Raw genomic sequence first — 22053 nt, forward strand, 5'->3', positions numbered from 1 at the left:
CTCCCGTTTAGGTGTTCCTGACGCGCTTTTCGCGCGTTTCCGTTCAGCCGAGAATGGCCGCTACTGCCGCATCAATATCGCCTGGCGCACCGATGGCAGCCGTGGCAAGCGATTTGTCGATCCGCCGGGCAAGTCCGCTCAGAACCTTGCCGGCACCGACTTCATATAATGTATCGACACCATTTTCGGCAAACCAGCTCACCGTTTCGCGCCAGCGCACCCGCCCGGTCACCTGTTCGACCAGAAGACGCGCAATCTCATCGGCATCGTCAACAGGAAGCGCGCGGACATTGGCGATCACCGGCACCACCGGCGCCGACTTGGCAACAGCGGCCAGCGCTTCTTCCATCGCCTTTGCAGCCGGCGCCATCAGCGCCGAATGGAAGGGCGCGGAGACCGGCAGCAGCAAGGCGCGCTTGGCACCGGCTTCAGATGCGAGCCTGGCGGCAAGTTCGACCGGCGCCTTGGCACCGGAAATGACGATCTGGCCGCCGCCATTGTCATTGGCGATCTGGCAGAGCCCCGTCTTGGCCGCTTCCGTGCAGACGGCTTCGACCTGATCAAACTCGAGTCCGATAATGGCGGCCATCGCGCCCTCGCCGACCGGGACCGCAGCCTGCATGGCATTGCCACGGATCCGGAGCAGCCGCGCCGTATCGGCCAGCGAAAAGGTGCCGGCAGCGCAGAGCGCCGAATATTCGCCAAGCGAATGACCCGCAACATAAGACACATGCGTCTTCAGATCGACGCCCCTCGTCTCAAGCACGCGCATGGTGGCGATCGAAACTGCCATCAGCGCCGGCTGGGCATTGGCCGTCAGCTGCAATGTCTCTTCCGGGCCGTCCCAGATGGTCGCCGACAGCGACTCACCGAGCGCGTCATCGACTTCCTCGAAAACCGCGCGGGCCTCGGCGAATTCATCGGCAAGCGCCTTGCCCATGCCGACAGTCTGGCTTCCCTGGCCCGGAAAGGTGAATGCGATGGTCATTTTCCTGATCCTTCCGCTGAATTTGCCTTCCAATTCACACATAACAGCCGCAAGTCAAGCATTAACGCTAGATGATAGCCCGCTCCTCCCAGCCGGCGCGGTGCGATTTTGCCGCGGCCGCTGCTTGCCTTGACGAAAAGTCCGGTTACAGTCGCGCCAACGCCCCTTCCGACTATTTTCAGGGATTATATATGAAAACCAGAACCTTAGGCCGAACAGGCATCGAAGTTTCCGAAATTTGTCTCGGCACGATGACCTGGGGAACGCAAAACGACGAAGCCGAAGCCCATGCCCAGATGGATTATGCGGTGGATAATGGCGTCAATTTCATCGATACGGCAGAACTCTATCCCGTAAACCCGGCAGGGCCGGAAACCTATGGTCGCACCGAAGAATATATCGGCAGCTGGCTTCAGAAGACAGGCAAACGCGCCGACATCATCCTGGCGAGCAAGGTTGCAGGCCCCGGACGCCCCTGGATCCATGGCGGCAAGCCGATCACACCGCAGGTATTGCGCGAGGCGCTGGAACAGAGCCTGACGCGGCTGAAGACCGACTATCTCGATCTCTATCAGATCCACTGGCCGAACCGCGGCCATTTCCATTTCCGTCAGCAATGGGGCTACACCCCCTTCGATCAGGATCGATACCAGGCGCTGATCGACATCACCGAGACACTCGAAACGCTCGGCGATTTTGTCCGTGAGGGCAAGGTTCGTGCGATCGGTCTCTCCAACGAGACCGTCTGGGGCACGCAGAAATATCTGAGCATTGCGGAGGAACGCGGCCTGCCGCGCGTTGCGACGATCCAGAACGAATATTCGCTGCTCTATCGCCACCACGATCTCGATATGGCGGAGATGACCCATTATGAAGATGTCGGCCTGCTCGCCTATTCACCGCTGGCGACCGGCCTTCTGACCGGCAAATATCTCGGCGGCAAAATTCCGGCCGGCTCGCGCGCGTCTCTTTCACCCGATCTTGGCGGGCGGCTGACCGGCGGACAGGAACCGGCCGTTGAAGCCTATTGCGCCGTGGCCGAAAAATATGGCCTCGATCCGGCACAGATGGCGATCGCATTCACGCTGACCCGTCCGTTCCTCACATCGGCAATCATCGGCCAGACCTCGCAGGAACAGCTGAAGACCAATATCGGCGCGGCCGACATCCACCTTTCCGATGAGGTTCTGGGGGAGATCGGCACGGTACACCGGCTCTATCCCGTCCCCTACTAGGCTGCCGGTGCAGCCAGACATTCTTTTTATCGTGAGAGCGCCCTGCCAGACATTGCGATTGCCGATCCGGCCACCATATGTCTGGCAGGGCGCAGCCTCACCCGTTCGAGGTGCCAGCCGTAAACCTGACTGACACGAAGATTGCGAACGGGAAGGCGGGACATCACTATATGGATTACATTCTGATTGGCGTCGGGCTGGCAGGTCTCTATTTCGGCGCCGAGTGGCTTGTGCGCGGCTCTGTGGCGACGGCTTACCGTCTCGGCATTTCACCGCTGATAGCCTCGCTGGTCATTGTCGGCTTCGGCACATCGCTGCCGGAACTTCTCGTTTCGCTGCGTGCCGCATTTTCGGGGGCACCGGGCCTCGCGCTCGGCAATGTCGTCGGTTCCAACATCGCCAATATCCTGCTGATTGTCGGCCTGTCAGCCGTCATCTTCCCGATCGCCGGCTGGAGCAAGAGCGTCCGCCGCGATGCCGTTGTGCTGGTCATCTCTGCGGTCGTATTACTGCTTCTGGTTCAGGCAGAAGTGATCAGCCGCATCAGCGGGCTGGCGCTTCTCGGCATGCTCGCCCTCTATCTCGGCCTCACCTACTACAAGGCGCGCGCGGAAAACCATAGTGCCGACGATCTTCCCCACGAACAGCTCTCGCCGCTGGCCATGACATTGCTGATAATCGGTGGTCTGGTGACGCTTCTGATCGGTGCGGAGGCGCTGATCCGCGGCGCGACCACGCTTGCCCGCGAGCTCGGCGTTTCCGATGCAGTGATCGGCCTGACGGTCGTCGCCATTGGCACCAGCCTGCCGGAACTGGCAACCGCCATTGTCGCGGCAATGAAGCGGCATTCCGATGTCACCATCGGCAATGTCACCGGGTCCTGCATCTTCAACACATTCTGCATTGTCGGCGCCACGGCTGCGATCAAGCCATTGCCTGTCGCGCCCGGCTTTGCCAGGATCGACGTGCCGATGATGCTGGCCGCATCGGTGTTTTTCGCCGCCATGCTGATCTTCACCCGCAAGTTCAACCGTGCGACAGGCGCCGTCATGCTCGGAATTTATGCGTTTTATATCGGTGTTCTGGTCTGATTCCCTGAGAATCCCTGCCGAACACAGCCAAACAGTGCTTCAGGGACTTGCCAACGGGACGAAAACGCGTATAAGCACGCCATTCCGAACGCCCGGTCTTCTGGCTGGTGGCTGAACGGAGGGCCGTTGCCTGCTTCTGCCGGCAACGTCTGACACGAAAAAGTGTCGCCTCCCGTGTCGCCGCTCTCGACCGTCTCGTCAAACGCTTTTCTTGCTGGGGCTTTCCCGTCAGGAGCAGTCGTTGAGGCTTAGCCGCCGAAACCGGGCAGGAAAACGCAAGAAAGGCTTATTCAATGGCACTTTATGAACACGTGTTCCTGGCGCGCCAGGACGTCACGGCGCAGCAGGTTGAAGGCATCGTCGAGCAGTACAAGGCTCTGATCGAAGGCGCCGGCGGCAAGGTTGGCCGTACCGAATTTTGGGGTCTGCGTTCGCTGACCTACCGCATCCGCAAGAACCGCAAGGCTCACTACACGCTGATGGACATCGAGGCTCCGGCCGCTACGATCCATGAAATGGAACGTCAGATGCGCATCAACGAGGACATCCTGCGCTACATGACCATCAAGGTCGAAGCGCATGAGGAAGGCCCGTCCGCGATGATGCAGAAGCGCGATCGCGACGACCGTCCGCGCCGCAATGACCGTGGTGACCGCCCTGATCGTGGCGATCGTGGTGACCGCGGCGACCGCCGCAATCGCGATTGATCCGGCTCTAGAAGGAGAACAAAAAAATGGCAGCTATCGCATCTATCCCGACGCGCCGTCCGTTCAACCGTCGTCGCAAGACGTGCCCCTTCTCCGGCGCCAACGCACCGAAGATCGACTACAAGGACATCCGTCTGCTGCAGCGTTACATTTCCGAGCGCGGCAAGATCGTTCCGTCCCGTATCACCGCCGTCAGCCAGAAGAAGCAGCGTGAGCTCGCCCGTGCCATCAAGCGCGCGCGTTTCCTCGGCCTTCTGCCTTACGTCGTTTCCTGATACGAAACGCATTCTAGGACAAGGCGGCAGAACCGCCTTGTCCTTTCAGGCTCCGGCGCGGTGGGCGCGCAGCAGCCTCAAGACACGGAAAACCCAGGTTGAGTGCGGCAGGTTTTGCCAGCCCTCTAACTGCTCAGACAGCAGGACAGCGAGATGAAGATCTTCAACGGCAAGACATTGCTGCTCGGCGCACTGGCAGGGCTTACCGCCTTCATGCTGGTGATGGGTGCGAGCGCTCAGCCGTTTTTCTCCACCTTTCTCTATGCTGCTTCCGCACTGCCGATTCTGATCGTCGGGCTCGGCTGGGGCAATATTGCCGCGATCATCGCCATCGCGGTGGCCGGAATTCTCGGCGTTTCCTTTGCCTCACCCGATTTTGCCCTGATCATGATCGTCGTCACGCTGGCACCCGCTGGCTGGCTGAGCCATCTCGGCAATCTGGCCCGCCCTGCAAGTGAGCTCGGCGGCCCGGAAGGGCTTCTGGCCTGGTATCCGCTTTCGGACATCCTGCTTCATCTTTGCGCGATCGTCACACTTGCGCTGGTGATTGTCGGCTATCGCGCCGGATACGGCCCGGGACTGACCGATCAGGTCGTTGATGCGATGATGCAGACGCTGAGCAGTCAGGACCCGTCACTGGCGGTCACCGATGCTGACGTCGACAAGATCAAGCAGTTGATCGTGCTGCTGCTGCCGCTGGTACAGGGCGCCACCTGGGTGCTGCTGCTCTTTGTCGCCTTCCATTTCGCCACGCGCATCACGGCCGCTGCCGGCATCAGCCTGCGGCCGCGCGAAGACGTTTCAGCAGCGCTGCGCATGCCGCGCCTTGGCCTCGTCTTCATCGTTGTTGCCGTGGTGGCGACATTCCTCGGCGGCACGATCGCAATGATCGGCGCTGCTGCGACCGGCGCATTTTGCGGCGGCTTCCTGCTTGCCGGGCTTGCCCGGCTGCATTTTGCCGCGCGCGGCAAGAGCTGGGCCACGCCGGCCATCATTCTTGCCTATCTGTCGCTCATGTTCGGCTTTCCGGCGCTGATCTTCATCGGCCTCGGCATCACCGACACGCGACGCGCGCTCTCCATGACGCCCGCTTCGGGCAAGACTGACAATAGTGAACATTAAGAACAACCGAGACATCAGATAAGGAACATCATCATGGAAGTCATTCTTCTTGAACGTATCGCCAAGCTCGGCCAGATGGGCCAGGTCGTGAAGGTTCGTGACGGCTACGCCCGTAACTACCTTCTGCCGGAAGGCAAGGCTCTGCGCGCCAATGCTGCCAACAAGGCCCGCTTCGAAGCAGAACGCACGGTTCTGGAAGCCCGCAACCTTGAGCGCCGCTCCGAGGCCCAGCAGGTTGCCGACGTTCTGGCCGGCAAGAGCTTCATCGCCGTTCGCGCTGCCGGCGAAACCGGCCAGCTTTACGGCTCGGTCGCCAGCCGCGACATCATCGAGATTCTGGCTGCTGCAGGCTTCACCGTTGCCCGCAACCAGGTCGTTCTGAACCAGCCGATCAAGACCATTGGTCTGCATCAGGTTGAGATCCACCTTCATGCCGAAGTCGAAATCGCGATCGAACTGAACGTCGCCCGTTCGGCTGAAGAAGCCGAGCGTCAGTCCAAGGGCGAAGACCTCACCTCTGCTGAGGCCATCTACGGCGTTGACGAAGATGCCCTGCGTCCGGAAGACTTCTTCAACCCCGACGCCGATTTCGACGCCGACGAGGAAGAAGAAGCACCGGCCGAAGACGAGGCTGAAAAGTCCGAATAATTCCGGATCCCATCCGGTTTGCAAACGCCCGGCCTTAGCGCCGGGCGTTTTTGTTTCCCGCGCGGCCAGCCATCGTCATAAAATGGATCCAGCGTTTGCGATTCGCCCGTTGCACCCTGTCTGATGAGAGCAGCGGCTGTGAACAACGGTGGAAAATACGCAAAGCTCATCACTTGTTATTGTTTCACGGTGAGCCGGCATGTCATTGCCACGCGCGATGCGTTATCCTCTGTCTCAGACCCCAAGCCTGAAGAGATCGAACCTATGAACGAAATTGCGCCGACCTTCTCTCTGGCCAGCAACCAGGCAGCCAAGCCGCGCGAAGCGCCCAACAATCTGGAGGCCGAACAGGCACTGCTGGGCGCCATACTCGTCAATAACAGCGCTTTTTACCGTGTGTCCGACTTTCTCAAGCCGGAGCATTTCTACGAACCGCTGCACCGCAAGATTTATGAGCTCGCCGGTGACACGATCCGTATGGACAAGGTCGCCAATACGATCACGCTCAAGACCCATCTGCCGAGCGAGCTGAAGGTCGGGGATCTGACCGTTGCGCAATATCTCGCCCGCCTTGCAGCTGAAGCCGTCACGATCATCAATGCCGAGGATTACGGTCGGACGATCTACGATCTGGCGCTGCGCCGCTCTCTGATCAATATCGGCGAGGAAATCGTCAACACGGCCTATGATTCGCCGATCGATCTGCCGCCGGTGCGCCAGATCGAGGATACCGAGCGCAGGCTTTTCGCGCTCGCCGAGACCGGACGCTATGAGGGCGGATTCCAGAGTTTTGGCGACGCCATGACCACCGCCATCGAGATGGCCGCCAAGGCCTTTGAAAATGACGGCCATCTTTCAGGCGTTTCGACCGGACTGATGACACTTGACGCCAAGATGGGCGGGCTGCAGCGCTCTGACCTTATCATCCTTGCCGGACGTCCCGGCATGGGCAAGACCTCGCTCGCCACCAATATTGCCTGGAATGTCGCCTCCTCCTATGAGCCGGAAGTGCTGGCGGATGGCACGATCGAGGCAAAACAGGGCGGCGTCGTCGGCTTCTACTCGCTGGAAATGTCCGGCGAGCAGCTCGCCACCCGTATCATTTCCGAGCAGACTGAAGTCTCCTCCTCGAAGATCCGCCGCGGTGACATTACCGAGGCCGATTTCGACAAGCTGACCGCCTGCGCCCAGACCATGCAGAAGACCCCGCTCTATATCGACCAGACCGGTGGCATCTCGATCGCGCAGATGTCGGCGCGCGCCAGGCGCCTGAAGCGGCAGCGCGGGCTCGACCTTCTGGTGGTCGACTACGTTCAGCTGATGACCGGTTCGAAGAAGGCCGGTGACAACCGCGTGCAGGAAGTGACCGAGATCACCACCGGCCTGAAGGCGCTGGCCAAGGAACTCAATGTTCCGATCATTGCCCTGTCACAGCTTTCCCGACAGGTGGAAAACCGCGACGACAAGCGGCCGCAGCTCTCCGACCTTCGTGAATCGGGCTCGATCGAGCAGGACGCTGACGTGGTGCTGTTCGTGTTCCGTGAGGAATATTACGTACAGAGCCAGGAACCGCGCGATCCCGACGATCCGAAATATGACGAGTGGAAGATGAAGATGGAAAAGGTGCGCGGCACTGCCGACGTCATCATTGCCAAGCAGCGCCACGGACCGACAGGAACGGTCAATCTTGCCTTCCAGGCCGCCTATACGCGCTTTGCCGATCTTGCGGATTCCTCCTTTACCGCATACGAAGAACAATAGGGTGCGATTTCGGCGGAATACGCTAAGATTGACCTGAAAGGTGCAACAAACGGCGGTTCCATGACTGATATTTCGAATATTCAAGACGATCTCGAAGAAGAAATCGACGCCTTCGAAGCCGCACCAGCGCGGCTGACCGTCGATCTCGGTGCAATTGTCGATAACTGGAAGACCATGCGCGCGCTGTCCGGCAGCGCCCGCACGGCCGCCGTATTGAAGGCGGACGCCTATGGCCTTGGTGTCGAGGATGTCGGCGCCGCGCTTTATGAGGCAGGCGCGCGCGATTTCTTCGTTGCCGTGCCGGAAGAAGGCGCGACATTGCGCAACTATGCGCCGGAGGCCCGGATCTTCGTGCTGTCGGGCATGTGGCCGGGGTCCGAGCATTTCTTCTTCGAAGCCGAGCTGGTGCCGGTGCTGATCAGCGCCGAACAGATCGCCTTTTTCATGGGCGCCATTGCCGAGTTCGGCGAACTGCCCTGCGCACTTCAGATCGATACCGGTTTCAACCGCCTCGGCCTTTCGGTCGAGGAAGCCATCGAGCTTGCCGAAGACACCTCCCGCCCCGCAAGCTTCGCCCCGGTGCTGATCCTGTCGCATCTGGCCTGCGGCGATGATGCTGACCACCCGATGAACCGCCAGCAACTGGAGGCTTTCCGCATCGTGAGAGCAGCCTTCGATGGCATTGAGGCAAGCCTGTCGGCTTCTGCCGGCATTTTTCTCGGGTCTGAATATCATTTTGAACTGACCCGGCCGGGCATTGCGCTTTATGGCGGCGATTCGGCACCCGGAACGTCAGCAAAGCTCAAGAATGTCGTCACGGCGGAGGCCCGCATCCTGCAGATCCGCGAAGCCAGGGCTGGCACGACGGTCAGCTATGGCTGCACCCTGACGCTTGACCGCGACAGCCGCCTGGCCATCGTTTCGGCCGGCTATGCCGATGGCTTCCACAGGGCGCAATCGGGCTCCGGCGTGCCGCTGCGCGACAGCGGCAGGCCCGGTGGCCATGGCTTCATCGCCGGATACAAGGTCCCCGTCGCCGGCCGCATCACCATGGATCTGACGATATTCGATGTCACCGATGTTCCCGAAAACGCGCTACGCGCCGGCGACTATATCGAACTGATCGGACCGCATGTTCCGGTGGATGTCGCGGCAGAGGCTGCCGGCACGATCGGCTATGAATTGCTGACGGCTCTTGGCTTGCGCTACCAGCGGCGCTATATCCAGCCGACCTGATTTCAAGACAAAGCGATCTTCTTGGCCAAAACGAAAACCCAGTTCATCTGTCAGAGTTGCGGCGCGGTCCACCCAAGATGGGCCGGACGCTGTGATGCCTGCGGTGCCTGGAACACGATCATCGAGGATAATCCGACCGCCGGCATTGGCGGCGGTCCGGTGCAGCGTGCACCGCGCAAGGGCAATCCGGTCGCGCTGGTTGCGCTTGATGGTGAAAGCGAGGAAGCGCCGCGCATCTCAAGCCGCATTGCCGAACTGGACCGGGTGACCGGTGGCGGCTTTGTGCGCGGTTCGGCCGTGCTTGTCGGCGGTGATCCCGGCATCGGCAAATCGACGCTTCTGATGCAGGCTGCGGCAGCGCTCGCGCGGCAGGGCAACCGGGTCATCTATGTTTCGGGCGAAGAGGCGATTGCCCAGGTCCGCCTGCGCGCCAAGCGCCTCGGCGCCGCCGATACGCAGGTGCTGCTGGCGGCTGAAACCAATGTCGAAGATATTCTGGCAACGCTTTCGCATGGCGCCCGCCCCGATCTCGTCATCATCGATTCGATCCAGACCCTGTGGAGCGACCTTGCCGACAGCGCACCGGGAACGGTGACGCAGGTACGCACCGGTGTCCAGGCGATGATCCGTTTCGCCAAGCAGACGGGTGCCGCCATGGTGCTGGTCGGCCATGTCACCAAGGAAGGCCAGATCGCCGGCCCCCGCGTGGTCGAACACATGGTCGATGCGGTGCTCTATTTCGAGGGAGAACGCGGTCATCATTATCGTATTCTGCGGACCGTGAAGAACCGCTTCGGCGCCACCGATGAGATCGGTGTGTTCGAAATGGGCGATTCGGGTCTCAGACAGGTCGCAAATCCGTCCGAGCTTTTCCTTGGTGAGCGCAACGAAAAGGCGCCGGGTGCCGCCGTGTTCGCCGGCATCGAGGGCACAAGGCCGGTTCTGGTCGAGGTGCAGGCGCTGGTCGCTCCCACCTCGCTCGGCACGCCGCGGCGCGCCGTCGTCGGCTGGGATTCAGCCCGTCTTTCCATGGTGCTTGCGGTGCTGGAAGCCCATTGCGGGGTCAGGCTCGGCAATCACGATGTCTACCTCAACATCGCAGGCGGCTACCGCATCAGCGAACCGGCCGCCGATGTCGCGGTCGCAGCCGCGCTGATTTCGTCGCTCGCCGGGCTTGCCCTGCCGGTGGATTGCGTCTATTTCGGCGAGATCAGCCTTTCGGGTGCGGTGCGTCCCGTTGCCCATGCATTGCAGCGCCTTAGAGAAGCCGAAAAGCTCGGTTTTGGCAGGGCCTTTCTTCCCGCAGGTTCAGCGGAGATTGGCAAGCGCAGCAGCGCCGGCCTGAACGAGCTGAGCGGACTGCCCGATTTGGTGGCGGCCATTGCGGGTTCCAAGCCGTCGTCGCAAGAAGGCCATGGCGCGGACTGAAATGATTTGGCGCGTCTTGACCCCGGACCGGCTCCCCCGGCAGGACAACAGCGCTTTGGCCCAAGCTATCTGGAGCAATGGAAACCGATTGCTATGTTCGACCTGATCGTTATCGGCGTTTTGCTGTTTTCCGCTCTTCTCGCCATGGTGCGCGGGTTTTCGCGGGAAATTCTCTCGATTGCCGCATGGGCCATTTCTGCGGCAGCGGGCTATTTTCTCTATCCGATGCTGCAACCCGCTGTTTCCGGCTTCCTGTCCGATTCGCGCCTTGCCATCGCCGCGTCTTTCGCCATCATCTTTCTTGTCGTTCTGATCATCGTGTCCTTCGCGACGACGCGACTGGCCGATTACATCATCGACAGCCGTGTTGGCGCGCTCGATCGCTCGCTCGGCTTTGTCTTCGGCCTGCTGCGCGGCCTTCTGATCCTGGTCGTGGCTGTCGCATTCTGGAACTGGCTCGTTGGCGACGCGCAATCGCCCGACTGGGTGCGCAATGCCAAGTCCAAGCCGGTGCTGGATGCACTGGCCTCCAAGCTGGAGGCCATGCTGCCCGGCGGCAGCAATCCTGCCACGCAGAGCCAGACATCGGCGAAAACAATTCTCTTTGCCGCCACCGACACGCATTTCTTTGCCGTTCCGCAAAATTTGATACGCGAACTATGAGGCAAAATCGCTAAAACACGCTATATAGAGCCCTGCCCTTACCCTGACGCCGGATCGAGACATGAACAGCAGACTGCAGATTGAAGACGATTTCAGTATCGATGATGACACGCTTCACGAAGAGTGCGGCGTGTTTGGCATTCTGGGGCACAGTGATGCCGCGGCACTGACTGCCCTTGGCCTGCACGCTTTGCAGCACCGTGGACAGGAAGCAGCCGGTATCGTTTCCTATGACGGCCAGCAGTTCCGCTCCGAGCGCCATATGGGGCTGGTCGGCGATCACTATACCGATCCAGCCATGCTCGCCAATCTGCCGGGCGCCATGGCCATGGGCCACGTGCGCTACTCCACCACCGGCGGCACGATCCTGCGGAACGTCCAGCCGCTGTTTGCAGAGCTGGAAGTCGGCGGCATTGCGATTGCCCATAACGGCAATTTCACCAATGGCCTGACCATGCGCCGCCGCCTGATCGCCGATGGTGCCATCTGCCAGTCGACATCGGATACCGAAGTGGTGCTGCATCTGATTGCCCGCTCGCGCGCCAAAACCTCGTCGGACCGTTTCATCGACGCCATCAGCCAGATGGAAGGCGGCTATTCGATGATCGCCATGACCCGCACCAAGCTGATCGCCGCCCGTGATCCGAACGGCATTCGCCCGCTGGTGATGGGCGAGCTCGACGGCAAGCCGATCTTCTGCTCGGAAACCTGCGCACTCGACATCATCGGCGCGAAATTTGTCCGCGACGTTGAAAATGGCGAAGTGATCATCTGCGAAATCCAGCCCGATGGCTCGATCACCACGGACGCACGCAAGCCGGAAAATCCGACGCCCGAGCGTCTCTGTCTGTTCGAATATGTCTATTTTGCCCGTCCGGATTCGATCGTTGGCGGCCGCAATGTCTATCAGACGCGCAAGAATATGGGCTTCAACCTCGCCAAGGAGGCGCCGGTTGACGCTGATGTCGTCGTTCCGGTGCCCGATGGCGGCACGCCGGCAGCCATCGGCTACGCCCAGGAAAGCGGCATTCCCTTCGAGCTCGGCATTATCCGAAACCACTATGTCGGCAGAACCTTCATCGAGCCGACCCAGCAGATCCGCGCCTTCGGCGTGAAGCTGAAACATTCGGCCAACCGGGCCGTCATCGAGGGCAAGCGTGTTGTGTTGGTTGACGATTCGATCGTGCGCGGCACCACCTCCGTCAAGATCGTGCAGATGCTGCGTGATGCCGGCGCCCGCGAGGTGCATATCCGCGTTGCAAGCCCGATGATCTTCTTCCCGGATTTCTACGGCATCGATACGCCCGACCGCGACAAGCTTTTGGCCAACAACCACGCAACGCTTGACGATATGAGCCGCTATATCGGTACCGATTCACTCGCTTTCCTGTCGATTGACGGCCTCTACCGGGCCGTCGGCGGCAAGTCGCGCGATCCGGCAGCGCCCCAGTTCACCGACCATCAGTTCACGGGTGACTATCCGACCCGCCTGCTCGACAAGGAACACGAAAGCGAGTTCCGCAAGGTTGAACTCCTGGCCGGAAACGGCTGATGGCAGGCAGTGACGAGAAGCCGCTTGCAGGGCGTCTGGCGCTGGTGACCGGTGCCTCGCGCGGCATCGGCTATTTCACCGCTCTGGCGCTTGCCCGGGCGGGTGCCCATGTGATTGCCACGGCGCGCACGGTCGGCGGCCTGGAAGAGCTTGATGACGCGATCAAGGCAGAGGGACTGGGATCGGCAACGCTGGTTCCCTTCGACCTCGCTGACATGGAAGCCATAGACCGCCTCGGCGGCTCTATCTTCGAGCGCTGGGGCAAGCTGGACATTCTGATTGCCAATGCCGGCATCCTCGGGACCGTCTCGCCGCTGGCCCACACCGAAGCAAAGGTCTTCGAACAGGTGATGGCGATCAATGTCACGGCGACCTGGCGGCTGATCCGCTCCACGGAACCGCTGCTGATCAGATCCGATGCGCCGCGTGCCGTTCTGCTCTCCTCCGGCGCTGCCCATAGCTGCAACCCGTTCTGGGGGCCCTATGCCGCATCGAAAGCCGCCGTGGAAGCCATGGCCCGGTGCTGGGCCGGAGAAACCGCACATCACGGACTGAAGGTGACCAGCTTCAATCCCGGCCGCACGCGCACTGCCATGCGGGCGCTGGCCGCCCCCGGCGAAGACCCGATGACACTGCCGCACCCTTCCGAGGTTGCAGCCAGCATCGTCCCCCTCGTCCTGCCAGGCTTCACCGAGACAGGAAAGCTCTATGCCTTCCGGGAAGCGCGGCTGCTGGATTACCGCATGCCGCAATAGGCGGTTCGCGCGCGCTTCGATCTGACAACTGCAGATCATTACCCTATCCGTCTGTTTTAAAACAATAATCCTATCGACCGTCGCCTTACTCCGGTCGCATGATGGGCTGCGATTTCGGCAGGCGGCCCCCCCGGTTCGCCCCATCAACCGGAGCAATATCGCCGCCACGCCAATTGATAACTCGTGAGAAAAGCCGACAAAAAAACCGCGCTGGCCGCAAGCGGCGAGCGCGGATCAAGTCAGCCCCCATTGAGCCTCTTAAAATTTGTAACCCAGGCCGACCATTGCGGCGCTCTGTTTCATGTTCAGCTTCAAGCCATCAATCTTGAAGGTATCGTTCGGCGATTCCGGGTAATCGGTATAGCGATATTCGACCCGGCCAAACAGGTTTTGCGTGAAGGCAAAGTCGACGCCTGCACCGAAGGTGTAGCCATTGAAATTCTCACTCTGGCTGTCATCGCCGACCTTCAGTTCGGCATTAGTGATCGCCCATCCGCCCGTTCCGTAGAAAAGAACGCGGTCCATCGCATAGCCGAGACGCCCGCGAATGCCGCCGCCCCAGTCCATTTCCAGCTTCACAGGCGTGCCGGAAATGGTCTTTGTATCGTCTGCCCAGTTATAGTTGAGTTCACCTTCAACACCCAGAACGAGATTATTCGAGAACTGATAGTCATAACCGGCAAAAATGCCGCCAGCAAAACCATCGGGATTGTATTTCGTGAATTTATCGCCTCCCGATTTCGGCGTTACTTCTGTCCAAGTCATGCTTCCCTGACCACCCAGGTAGAAACCCGTCCAGTCAAAGGAGGCGGGCAAAGCCGGAGCGGGCGTTATAACCACAGGTGTCACCACAACATCTGCAGCAAACGCACCGACCGGGCCCAGACACAAAAACACAAAGCCAACCAGAACTTTATTCATAATATCAACCCTTGCGAAGGCATATACATCAACTGTCCATTACCTACCAATATTTAACGAATATAACTATACCAAATTTGCAACACTCTCAATAATTGTATTCATGCCACAAATTTACGTTATATATTACTGACATAGTTTAATATACAGGTAAATTTATCAAATACAGTTGCCTTAATCCATTTTATACATGTTTGATGTCCCGATTGGCCAAACGCTCCGCGATGAGGTGACCCGGACTGCGTCCTGTGCCACAGTTCCCCGGACACAACATTCAGCTGATCTGGAGATATGCATGCTGACCTGGTTGAATGAGCCAGCCGAATGGGCTGGTGATGCGGCCGATCTGACCCTTGTGACAGCCAAGGGATCCGACTTCTGGCGAACGACATTTTACGGCTTTACCAGAGATAACGGGCACTGCCTGCTGTCACCCGTATCCGGCGATTTCTCGGCGAGCCTTACCGTCACGGCCGACTATGCCGAACTCTACGACCAGGCCGGCATGATGTTGCGGATCGGTGCGCAATACTGGATCAAGGCCGGCATCGAATATACCGACGGGCTGATGCATTTTTCGACCGTCGTCACCAATGGCATTTCGGACTGGTCAGTCATTCCCCTGCCCGAGGCCACACCGCAGACACCCGTTTCCATCCGCATTACACGTCATGACGACGCCGTGCGCATCCAGTTTCATCTCGGCGATGGTCACTGGCAGATGGCCCGGCTCTCGCCGTTCCCGGCAGATGCAGCGACCATCGGCCCGATGGCATGTACGCCTGAACGCGCCGGACTGAAGGTTCATTTCCGCGATTTCACGATCGGCCCCGCTATTTCACGCGCATTGCATGACTGACGGCAGAAGCCGCAAGCCGGTCCGCGCTGACCGCGCGGCACCCGACGCTCAGATTTTGCGGGTCTGGAAGGCCAGCACAGCGGCGGCAGACAAAAGCACAAAGGCCAGCGCCCCGACCGCGCCAAATCCAAGCCCGCCATAGAGCACTCCCATCAGCAGCGGTCCGAAGAAAACAGCAACATAGGTCGCGGTGATATTGAGGCCAAGCAGCGTGCCGCGCGCGGCCGGATTGAGACCGGCAAGCCGCAGCACGACGAGATTGAGACCAAAGTGATTGCCGATCCCGAGCAGGAATGTCGCCAGGATCGCCGTCAGCATGCCCTGCGTCGCGACCGGCAGCGCGGCGTAGAGCAGCGCCGAGAAGCACAGCGCCACCGGCAGCACCCGCGCCGGCCCGATCCGGTCCACCAGACGGACAAGTATCCCGCCAAGTCCGAAGCCGGCCCCATAGGAAATGACAACGGTGCTGGCGAGCGTGGCATTGACACCAAGTGCAGTCCGCACCTGATCCCCAAGCAGGGCATAGCTGCCGTAAAATGAGGTCATGAAGCAAAGGCAGATCCCGAGCAGCTTCTTGGCGCCGCGCAAATGCAGGGCCTGACGGCGCGGCACGGCCGGCCGGCGCTCTGAAGGCTTGCGATCCTTGAAACCGGAATAGGCAAAGGCTGCGGCCAGCGCCAGAACAGCCAGAAAACCATAGGCGACGCGCCAGCTGAGAAAATCAGCCAGAAGCGCCGAAATCGGCACGCCCGCGATCATGGCGACAGACCAGCCAGACAGCACCACGCCCATGATCCGCGATCCCTGCCCGTCTGGCGCGATTTCCACGGCCTCACTGTAGATGGCCGGCAGCAGCATGCCGGTCGACAGCCCCGCCAGCGCCTGGAAGGCTGAGAGCATCTGCCAGCTGCTGCTCATGCCCGAGCCGATAAAGGCGATCCCCATGGCGATCGCCGCCCCCATCAGCACCAGTCGCGTGCCGATCCGGTCGATCATCGCTGACAGCAGCAGGGCCGAGATCGCCGTCGCGCCGCCAAAGGCGGAAATGGCGCGCGCGGCGGCCACCGGCGTGGTGTCAAGCGCGGCAGCGACATCGGAGAGGATTGGCGAGAGAACGAAGGAATTGGCACCAATCAGGAAAACGCCAGTAATGAGCGCAGCGAGACGCAGGCGAAAGAGAGTTTGGGAGGTCAGCACGGCAAGGTCCAGGGAGGATTGTTTCAATCCTTACTAATCCTGACGGCCGCTCTTGATCAATGCAAGTTTTGCAAGGCACATGCCCGCCAATGCATGGCCCCATGCCCGGGGCAAGGCAGCGCCGACGCCTTTTGTCTTGACCGATGCAACCCCGCAAGGCATAAGAACAACCATGAACACGGCCCTTTGCATTTGCTGCATCATTATTCGCTAGCTTTTCAGCTGGCCGGCCGTTCTTGTCCTCAAAATCCGAGATAACGACAGACGACCCGGCCGGGGCCGCTGCCATTGGAATATGCATACCAACCGGATTTCGGGAGACAGACCATGGGCAATGCCCTGAAGCTCTACAATACGCTGACGCGCGAAAAACAGGCCTTTGAGCCGATCGATGCCAAGAATGTGCGCATGTATGTCTGCGGCCCGACCGTTTACGATTTCGCCCATATCGGCAATGCCCGGCCCGTCATCGTCTTTGATGTGCTTTACCGGCTGCTGCGTCACCTTTATGGCGAAAACCACGTCACCTATGTCCGCAACATCACCGACGTCGACGACAAGATCAATGCGCGCGCGAAGCGCGATTTTCCCGATCTGGCGCTGAACGAGGCCATCCGCCGCGTGACGGAAAAGACCGCCAACCAGTTCCACAAGGATATCGCTGCTCTCGGCACCCTGCCGCCGGATGTGGAGCCGCGCGCGACCGAGCATATCGACGGCATGATTGCGATGATCCAGACGCTGATCGACGAAGGCCATGCCTATGTCGCGCAAGGGACGGAAGGCCGCGAGGTCCTGTTTTCGGTTCCCTCCATGCCGAACTACGGCCGGCTGTCGAAGCGCAATCTCGATGATCAGCAGGCCGGCGCCCGCATTGCCGTTGAAGCGCACAAGAAGAACCCGGCCGACTTCGTGCTGTGGAAGGAAAGTGCTGCCGATGAGCCCGGCTGGCTGGCGGCCTTCAGCGACAATGGAGCACCTGCCGATATCTTCGGCCGTCCGGGCTGGCATATCGAATGCTCGGTCATGTCGGAAAAGCATCTCGGCAAGACCTTCGACATTCATGGTGGCGGACTGGATCTGATCTTCCCGCATCACGAGAACGAAATCGCCCAGTCCTGCTGCGCCCACAAGAACGATGTGATGGCCAATGTCTGGATGCATAACGGCTTCGTTCAGGTCGAGGGGCGGAAAATGTCCAAATCCGAGGGCAATTTCTTCACCATCCACGAACTGCTCGAAACGGACAATTTCGGCGGCCGCAAATGGCAGGGCGAAGTGCTGCGTCTCGCCATGCTGATGACCCATTACCGCGAGCCGATCGATTTTTCCGTCAAACGGCTGGAAGAGGCGGAACGGCTTCTGGCGAAATGGCCGTCAACCGCGGAGCGCTCGGCACAGCCGGATCAGGCCGTGCTTGATTCCCTTTCGGACGATCTCAACACGGTTGCCGCCATCCAGCGTCTGCACGCCCTTGCCCAGGAGGCCAATGCCGATCCGGCAAAGCTCGGTGTTTTCGCGACCAGCGCAGCCCTTCTCGGCGTGCTTCCGCCCGAAAGGACGCTTGATGCTGCCGCTACCGGTGATCTCGAAGCCAAGATCGCCGAGCGCCTCACCCTCATCAAGGACAAGATGTGGGCCGAGGCCGACCGTATTCGCGATGAACTCGCCGGTCAGGGTATCCTTCTCAAGGATGGCAAGGACAAGGAGACCGGCGAGCGTGTCACCACCTGGGAGGTGAAACGGTGAGGAAAGATCATGACTGAATCGCTTACCTTCTCCGGCGGATGCCAGTGCGGCGCGGTGCGATACCGCATCACGGGAAAGCCTAAGGCGCCGCATATCTGTCACTGCCGCATGTGCCAGAAGGCGGCGGGCAATTATTTCATGCCACTGGCCTTTGCGCGCGAAGAGGACTTTGTCTTCACCCGCGGCGAGCCGCGCTGGTATCATTCCTCCGACGTCGTCTTGCGCGGCTTCTGCGGCGCGTGCGGCACCCCGCTGATCTACCGGCAGCTTGATCCGGCAGAGATCTGCATCACGCTCGGAAGCCTCGACGATCCGTCGGCCGTCACGCCGGAGACGCAGGAAGGGGTGGAATCGCGCCTTCCCTTCTTCCACCTGCTCGCCTCCCGGCCCGAAAACCTGACGACCGAAGGGATGGATCCGGGCCTTCTCGAAGCGATCGCCCGCAGCAACCACCAGCATCCCGATCACGACACTGAAGAATGGCCGGAGGAACCCCGATCATGACCGAGACATTTTCCGGCGGATGCCAGTGCGGCGCGATCCGGTTTCGCGCATCCCATCTCGGCCGGCCTTCGATCTGTCACTGTCGCATGTGCCAGAAGGCCTTCGGCAGCTTTTTCGGCCCTCTCGTTTCCGCCGATATCGCGCATCTGACATGGACGCGCGGCAAGCCAAGGCTGTTTCGCTCGTCGGCAAAGATCCTGCGCGGCTTTTGCGAAAAATGCGGCACGCCTCTGACCTATCAGCACCCCGGCGGGGTGGAACTCGCCATTGGCGCCTTTGACGAACCGGAGCATTTCGCGCCGCAGGTGCAGGTCAATTACGACCATCGCCTGCCCTGGATCGAAACGCTGTTCGACGCGCCGAAAGCAGAGCAAAGCATGGATGAAACGGAAATCGTCTCATACCAGCACCCCGATCACGACACAGACAGCTGGCCGCCCACAGACGAAACGGGCGCCTGAAACGATACCGGGCGAAAAGCCCGGACGGCACATTAGGGACGGAGACCGAGACCATGTCGACACGCGAACGCATCTATCTGTTCGATACCACATTGCGCGATGGCCAGCAGACGCCGGGGATAGACTTTTCCGTCGAAGACAAGATCGCCATTGCCAACATGCTCGACCGGTTCGGGATCGATTACATCGAAGGCGGCTATCCCGGCGCCAACCCGACGGATACCGCTTTCTTTGCCAGGAAGCGCACAGGCTCGGCCAAACTCACCGCCTTCGGCATGACCAAGCGCGCCGGACTTTCCGCCTCCAATGATCCGGGCCTTGCCGGCATTCTGGGCTCGGCAAGCGACGCGGCCTGTTTCGTCGCCAAAAGCTGGGATTACCATGTGAAGGTGGCGCTCGGCATCACCAATGAGGAAAACCTCACCGGCATCTCAGAGACGGTCAAAGCAGCGCTTGAGGCGGGCAAGGAGCCGCTGATCGACTGCGAACATTTCTTCGATGGCTACAAGGCCAATCGCGATTTCGCTCTCGCCTGCGCCCGCACCGCCTACAAGGCCGGCGCCCGCTGGGTGGTGCTGTGCGACACCAATGGCGGCACCCAGCCCGACGAGGTGAGCGAGATCATCGCCGATGTGATTGCCCATGCCGTTCCGGGCGAAAATCTCGGCATCCATGCCCACAACGACACCGGCCAGGCCGTCGCCAACTCACTGGCCGCGGTCCGCGCCGGCGTTCGCCAGGTGCAGGGAACGCTGAACGGGATCGGCGAACGCTGCGGCAATGCCAATATTCTCACCGTGGCCGCGACACTGGCACTGAAGGAGCGCTACACTGACCGCTTCACGCTTGGCGTCGATGCCGAAGCCCTGACCGAACTGACGACCTTGTCGCGCAGCTTTGACGAGCTTTTGAACCGCGCGCCCGATCCGCAATTGCCCTATGTCGGTTCTTCCGCCTTTGCCACGAAGGCCGGTATTCACGCCTCCGCCCTGCTCAAGGACCCGAAGACCTATGAGCATGTGGACCCGGACATGGTCGGCAACAGCCGCCGCGTCATGGTTTCCGATCAGGGCGGAAAATCTAATTTTATCAATGAATTGAAGAAAAGAGGTATCGCGGTTTCTAAAGCCGATCCGCGCCTCGACCAGCTGATTTCCATCGTCAAGGAACGTGAGGCAGCCGGCTATGCCTATGAAGGCGCTGACGCCAGTTTCGAACTTCTGGCACGCCGCACGCTCGGCAGCGTGCCGGACTTCTTCCACGTTGAGAGCTTCCGCGTCATGGTCGAGCGCCGCTACGACAGCCACGGGCGGATCAAGACCGTTTCCGAGGCGGTGGTGAAGCTTGAGATCGATGACCGCACCGTGATGTCGGTGTCGGAGGGCGACGGCCCGGTCAACGCGCTCGACAAGGCCCTGCGCAAGGATCTTGGCAAGTACCAGTCCGAGATCGCCGATCTGAAGCTCGCGGACTATAAGGTGCGTATCCTCAATGGCGGCACGGACGCCATCACACGAGTACTGATCGAGAGCATCGATGATGACGATGTGCGCTGGTGGACTGTCGGTGTCTCGGAAAACATCATCGATGCCTCCTTCCAGGCGCTGATGGATTCCGTCGTGTTCAAGCTGATGAAAAACCGCAGGCTGGCAGGCCTGCTCGCGGCGGAATGATCGATCAATAATCGTGATTGATCAGCAACGATTATGAAATAGCGCAAGGCAGGCTGTGGCGTTAAATGCGATACAGCGATACTGGCAGCGTTCATCCGCCAGCCACGGCCTGCCGCGGACAACTCGAATTCATTTGAGAAATCCGCGCCAACAATTTGTTTTCACGACACAATGCCGAAAAATAAGCTTCCGGCATTTCTTCTGGCCGCGGCGATGCGTCAGCGGCGATTGGATGTATCCATGACCGACGCCACTGATATTTCTGCCGAGATTTCCGCCGCAGCCAAGTCTGCCGGACCGCAGGCCGGCAATGGCGATTCACCGCGCGGCTTTGCCTTTGCGCTCGCCGCCTATCTGATGTGGGGCATTCTGCCGCTCTATCTGAAGCTGGTGGAACACCTTCCGGCGCTCGAAGTCATCGCCGAACGGATCATCTGGTCGGTTCCCTTCGCCGGTATCATTCTCATGATCATCGGCAAGACCGACGAGCTGAAGGCCGCCTTCCGCTCACCGCGCACACTTGGGATGATTGCCCTTTCCTCGGTGTTCATTTCGCTGAACTGGGGCGTTTACGTCTGGGCGATCATCAATGATCACGCCATCGATGCCGCACTTGGCTATTTCATCAATCCGCTGTTTTCGATCGCGCTGGCCGCGATCGTGCTGAAGGAGAAACTCGCCCGCGGCCAGATCATCGCGATCGGTCTTGCCGTGCTCGCCGTCGTGATCCTCACCGTCCAGGCCGGTCGCCTGCCGATCGTCGCACTCGCGCTGCCTTTCGCATGGGGCATTTATGCACTGCTGCGGAAAACCGTTCCGATGGAGCCGAATCAGGGCTTCACGCTCGAGGTCATCCTTCTGTCGATCCCCTGCGGCCTCTATATCCTGTTTCTGGAAGTGACGGGCCGCGGCCATTTCTTCGATGGCACATGGCGCGATCCACTGCTGTTCATCGGCTGCGGCGCGGTGACGGCGATCCCGCTAATCATCTATGCCAATGGCGCAAAACTGCTCAGGCTTTCTACCATCGGAATCATGCAATACATTGTTCCAACGGGAGTTTTCCTAATTGCCGTGTTCATTTTTCATGAACCCTTTGGCATGACCAAGCTGTTCGCTTTCATGCTGATCTGGGCAGCACTTGTGATCTATTCGATCTCGACGCTGCGTGCCGTTCACCACCGCAGGACGCCCCGACAGTGACCCAAAAGGCGGCACCCGCGGCGCC

The 22053-nt window shown here is 60.2% G+C and carries 21 protein-coding genes; 18 read left to right on the forward strand and 3 right to left on the reverse strand.

The features are described from left to right. Positions 1–43: 43 nt before the first annotated feature. The gene (gene fabD, locus HCK86_RS08100) at positions 44–988 is read right to left on the reverse strand and encodes an ACP S-malonyltransferase (protein WP_176083963.1); all 945 of its coding nucleotides are present in this window, start codon (positions 986–988) and stop codon (positions 44–46) included. 191 nt (positions 989–1179) lie between these two features. On the opposite strand from fabD, the gene HCK86_RS08105 reads away from it, so the two are divergent. The 12 genes from HCK86_RS08105 (at position 1180) to HCK86_RS08160 (ending at position 13461) form a co-directional block, all read left to right on the forward strand. After that, complete coding sequence (locus tag HCK86_RS08105; protein ID WP_176083964.1) at positions 1180–2223, forward strand: aldo/keto reductase; 1044 nt, start codon at positions 1180–1182, stop codon at positions 2221–2223. Between the two features lie 170 nt (positions 2224–2393). Further along, positions 2394–3314 carry a calcium/sodium antiporter gene (locus HCK86_RS08110; protein ID WP_176083965.1) on the forward strand — a complete coding sequence of 307 codons (921 nt, stop codon included), beginning with the start codon at positions 2394–2396 and terminating at the stop codon, positions 3312–3314. Between the two features lie 293 nt (positions 3315–3607). Then, positions 3608–4021: a 30S ribosomal protein S6 gene (rpsF, locus tag HCK86_RS08115; RefSeq protein ID WP_176083966.1), complete on the forward strand. Its 414-nt coding sequence runs from the start codon at positions 3608–3610 to the stop codon at positions 4019–4021. A gap of 26 nt (positions 4022–4047) precedes the next feature. Continuing rightward, positions 4048–4296 (forward strand): 30S ribosomal protein S18, encoded by a 249-nt coding sequence (gene rpsR / locus HCK86_RS08120; protein ID WP_141147348.1) that lies wholly within the window; start codon positions 4048–4050, stop codon positions 4294–4296. Positions 4297–4449: 153 nt separating this feature from the next. Then, positions 4450–5418: a DUF2232 domain-containing protein gene (locus HCK86_RS08125; protein WP_176083967.1), complete on the forward strand. Its 969-nt coding sequence runs from the start codon at positions 4450–4452 to the stop codon at positions 5416–5418. 33 nt (positions 5419–5451) lie between these two features. Further along, entirely contained in the window at positions 5452–6066 is a 615-nt protein-coding gene (gene rplI, locus HCK86_RS08130; protein ID WP_176083968.1) for a 50S ribosomal protein L9, read from the forward strand. Positions 6067–6330: 264 nt separating this feature from the next. Continuing rightward, positions 6331–7827 carry a replicative DNA helicase gene (locus tag HCK86_RS08135; protein WP_176083969.1) on the forward strand — a complete coding sequence of 499 codons (1497 nt, stop codon included), beginning with the start codon at positions 6331–6333 and terminating at the stop codon, positions 7825–7827. 60 nt (positions 7828–7887) lie between these two features. Beyond that, positions 7888–9063 (forward strand): alanine racemase, encoded by a 1176-nt coding sequence (gene alr / locus HCK86_RS08140; protein ID WP_176083970.1) that lies wholly within the window; start codon positions 7888–7890, stop codon positions 9061–9063. Between the two features lie 21 nt (positions 9064–9084). Beyond that, positions 9085–10491, forward strand: coding sequence for a DNA repair protein RadA (radA, locus tag HCK86_RS08145; RefSeq protein WP_176083971.1), 1407 nt, complete (start codon positions 9085–9087; stop codon positions 10489–10491). Positions 10492–10584: 93 nt separating this feature from the next. Further along, a complete protein-coding gene (locus tag HCK86_RS08150; RefSeq protein WP_176083972.1) occupies positions 10585–11154 on the forward strand; it encodes a CvpA family protein in 570 nt (189 codons plus the stop codon). 61 nt (positions 11155–11215) lie between these two features. After that, on the forward strand, positions 11216–12706 hold the full coding sequence (purF, locus tag HCK86_RS08155; RefSeq protein WP_176083973.1) for an amidophosphoribosyltransferase: 1491 nt from the start codon (positions 11216–11218) through the stop codon (positions 12704–12706). Continuing rightward, positions 12706–13461: an SDR family NAD(P)-dependent oxidoreductase gene (locus HCK86_RS08160; protein ID WP_176083974.1), complete on the forward strand. Its 756-nt coding sequence runs from the start codon at positions 12706–12708 to the stop codon at positions 13459–13461. The genes purF and HCK86_RS08160 overlap by 1 nt, the downstream gene beginning before the upstream one ends. 258 nt (positions 13462–13719) lie before the next feature. Here HCK86_RS08160 and HCK86_RS08165 read toward each other — a convergent pair whose 3' ends face one another. Then, positions 13720–14382: an outer membrane protein gene (locus tag HCK86_RS08165; RefSeq protein WP_176083975.1), complete on the reverse strand. Its 663-nt coding sequence runs from the start codon at positions 14380–14382 to the stop codon at positions 13720–13722. A gap of 295 nt (positions 14383–14677) precedes the next feature. On the opposite strand from HCK86_RS08165, the gene HCK86_RS08170 reads away from it, so the two are divergent. Continuing rightward, positions 14678–15241: a DUF1349 domain-containing protein gene (locus tag HCK86_RS08170; protein WP_176083976.1), complete on the forward strand. Its 564-nt coding sequence runs from the start codon at positions 14678–14680 to the stop codon at positions 15239–15241. A 48-nt stretch (positions 15242–15289) separates the two neighbouring features. On the opposite strand, the gene HCK86_RS08175 is transcribed toward HCK86_RS08170, so the two are convergent. Continuing rightward, a complete protein-coding gene (locus tag HCK86_RS08175; RefSeq protein ID WP_176083977.1) occupies positions 15290–16465 on the reverse strand; it encodes an MFS transporter in 1176 nt (391 codons plus the stop codon). A gap of 300 nt (positions 16466–16765) precedes the next feature. On the opposite strand from HCK86_RS08175, the gene cysS reads away from it, so the two are divergent. The 5 genes from cysS to rarD all read left to right on the forward strand — a co-directional run bounded on the left by cysS (position 16766) and on the right by rarD (position 22028). Next, entirely contained in the window at positions 16766–18187 is a 1422-nt protein-coding gene (gene cysS / locus HCK86_RS08180) for a cysteine--tRNA ligase (protein ID WP_176083978.1), read from the forward strand. A 9-nt stretch (positions 18188–18196) separates the two neighbouring features. Next, positions 18197–18691, forward strand: coding sequence for a GFA family protein (locus HCK86_RS08185; protein WP_176083979.1), 495 nt, complete (start codon positions 18197–18199; stop codon positions 18689–18691). Then, positions 18688–19152 (forward strand): GFA family protein, encoded by a 465-nt coding sequence (locus HCK86_RS08190; protein WP_176083980.1) that lies wholly within the window; start codon positions 18688–18690, stop codon positions 19150–19152. The genes HCK86_RS08185 and HCK86_RS08190 overlap by 4 nt, the downstream gene beginning before the upstream one ends. A gap of 53 nt (positions 19153–19205) precedes the next feature. Continuing rightward, on the forward strand, positions 19206–20825 hold the full coding sequence (gene cimA / locus HCK86_RS08195) for a citramalate synthase (RefSeq protein WP_176083981.1): 1620 nt from the start codon (positions 19206–19208) through the stop codon (positions 20823–20825). Between the two features lie 240 nt (positions 20826–21065). Further along, positions 21066–22028: an EamA family transporter RarD gene (gene rarD / locus HCK86_RS08200; protein WP_176083982.1), complete on the forward strand. Its 963-nt coding sequence runs from the start codon at positions 21066–21068 to the stop codon at positions 22026–22028. Positions 22029–22053 lie beyond the last annotated feature (25 nt).

The sequence above is a fragment of the Martelella sp. HB161492 genome (assembly GCF_013184775.1).
GTDB lineage: Bacteria > Pseudomonadota > Alphaproteobacteria > Rhizobiales > Rhizobiaceae > Martelella.

Excerpts from the sequence above, each read along its gene's own strand:
- HCK86_RS08135 (WP_176083969.1), top strand. The coding sequence starts at position 6,331 with ATGAACGAAATTGCGCCGACCTTCTCTCTGGCCAGCAACCAGGCAGCC.
- purF (WP_176083973.1), top strand. The coding sequence starts at position 11,216 with ATGAACAGCAGACTGCAGATTGAAGACGATTTCAGTATCGATGATGAC.
- HCK86_RS08185 (WP_176083979.1), top strand. The coding sequence starts at position 18,197 with ATGACTGAATCGCTTACCTTCTCCGGCGGATGCCAGTGCGGCGCGGTG.
- rarD (WP_176083982.1), top strand. The coding sequence starts at position 21,066 with ATGACCGACGCCACTGATATTTCTGCCGAGATTTCCGCCGCAGCCAAG.
- rplI (WP_176083968.1), top strand. The coding sequence starts at position 5,452 with ATGGAAGTCATTCTTCTTGAACGTATCGCCAAGCTCGGCCAGATGGGC.
- HCK86_RS08110 (WP_176083965.1), top strand. The coding sequence starts at position 2,394 with ATGGATTACATTCTGATTGGCGTCGGGCTGGCAGGTCTCTATTTCGGC.
- cimA (WP_176083981.1), top strand. The coding sequence starts at position 19,206 with ATGTCGACACGCGAACGCATCTATCTGTTCGATACCACATTGCGCGAT.
- fabD (WP_176083963.1), bottom strand. The coding sequence starts at position 988 with ATGACCATCGCATTCACCTTTCCGGGCCAGGGAAGCCAGACTGTCGGC.
- HCK86_RS08170 (WP_176083976.1), top strand. The coding sequence starts at position 14,678 with ATGCTGACCTGGTTGAATGAGCCAGCCGAATGGGCTGGTGATGCGGCC.
- HCK86_RS08165 (WP_176083975.1), bottom strand. The coding sequence starts at position 14,382 with ATGAATAAAGTTCTGGTTGGCTTTGTGTTTTTGTGTCTGGGCCCGGTC.
- alr (WP_176083970.1), top strand. The coding sequence starts at position 7,888 with ATGACTGATATTTCGAATATTCAAGACGATCTCGAAGAAGAAATCGAC.
- HCK86_RS08190 (WP_176083980.1), top strand. The coding sequence starts at position 18,688 with ATGACCGAGACATTTTCCGGCGGATGCCAGTGCGGCGCGATCCGGTTT.
- rpsF (WP_176083966.1), top strand. The coding sequence starts at position 3,608 with ATGGCACTTTATGAACACGTGTTCCTGGCGCGCCAGGACGTCACGGCG.
- HCK86_RS08150 (WP_176083972.1), top strand. The coding sequence starts at position 10,585 with ATGTTCGACCTGATCGTTATCGGCGTTTTGCTGTTTTCCGCTCTTCTC.
- HCK86_RS08160 (WP_176083974.1), top strand. The coding sequence starts at position 12,706 with ATGGCAGGCAGTGACGAGAAGCCGCTTGCAGGGCGTCTGGCGCTGGTG.
- rpsR (WP_141147348.1), top strand. The coding sequence starts at position 4,048 with ATGGCAGCTATCGCATCTATCCCGACGCGCCGTCCGTTCAACCGTCGT.
- HCK86_RS08125 (WP_176083967.1), top strand. The coding sequence starts at position 4,450 with ATGAAGATCTTCAACGGCAAGACATTGCTGCTCGGCGCACTGGCAGGG.
- cysS (WP_176083978.1), top strand. The coding sequence starts at position 16,766 with ATGGGCAATGCCCTGAAGCTCTACAATACGCTGACGCGCGAAAAACAG.
- HCK86_RS08105 (WP_176083964.1), top strand. The coding sequence starts at position 1,180 with ATGAAAACCAGAACCTTAGGCCGAACAGGCATCGAAGTTTCCGAAATT.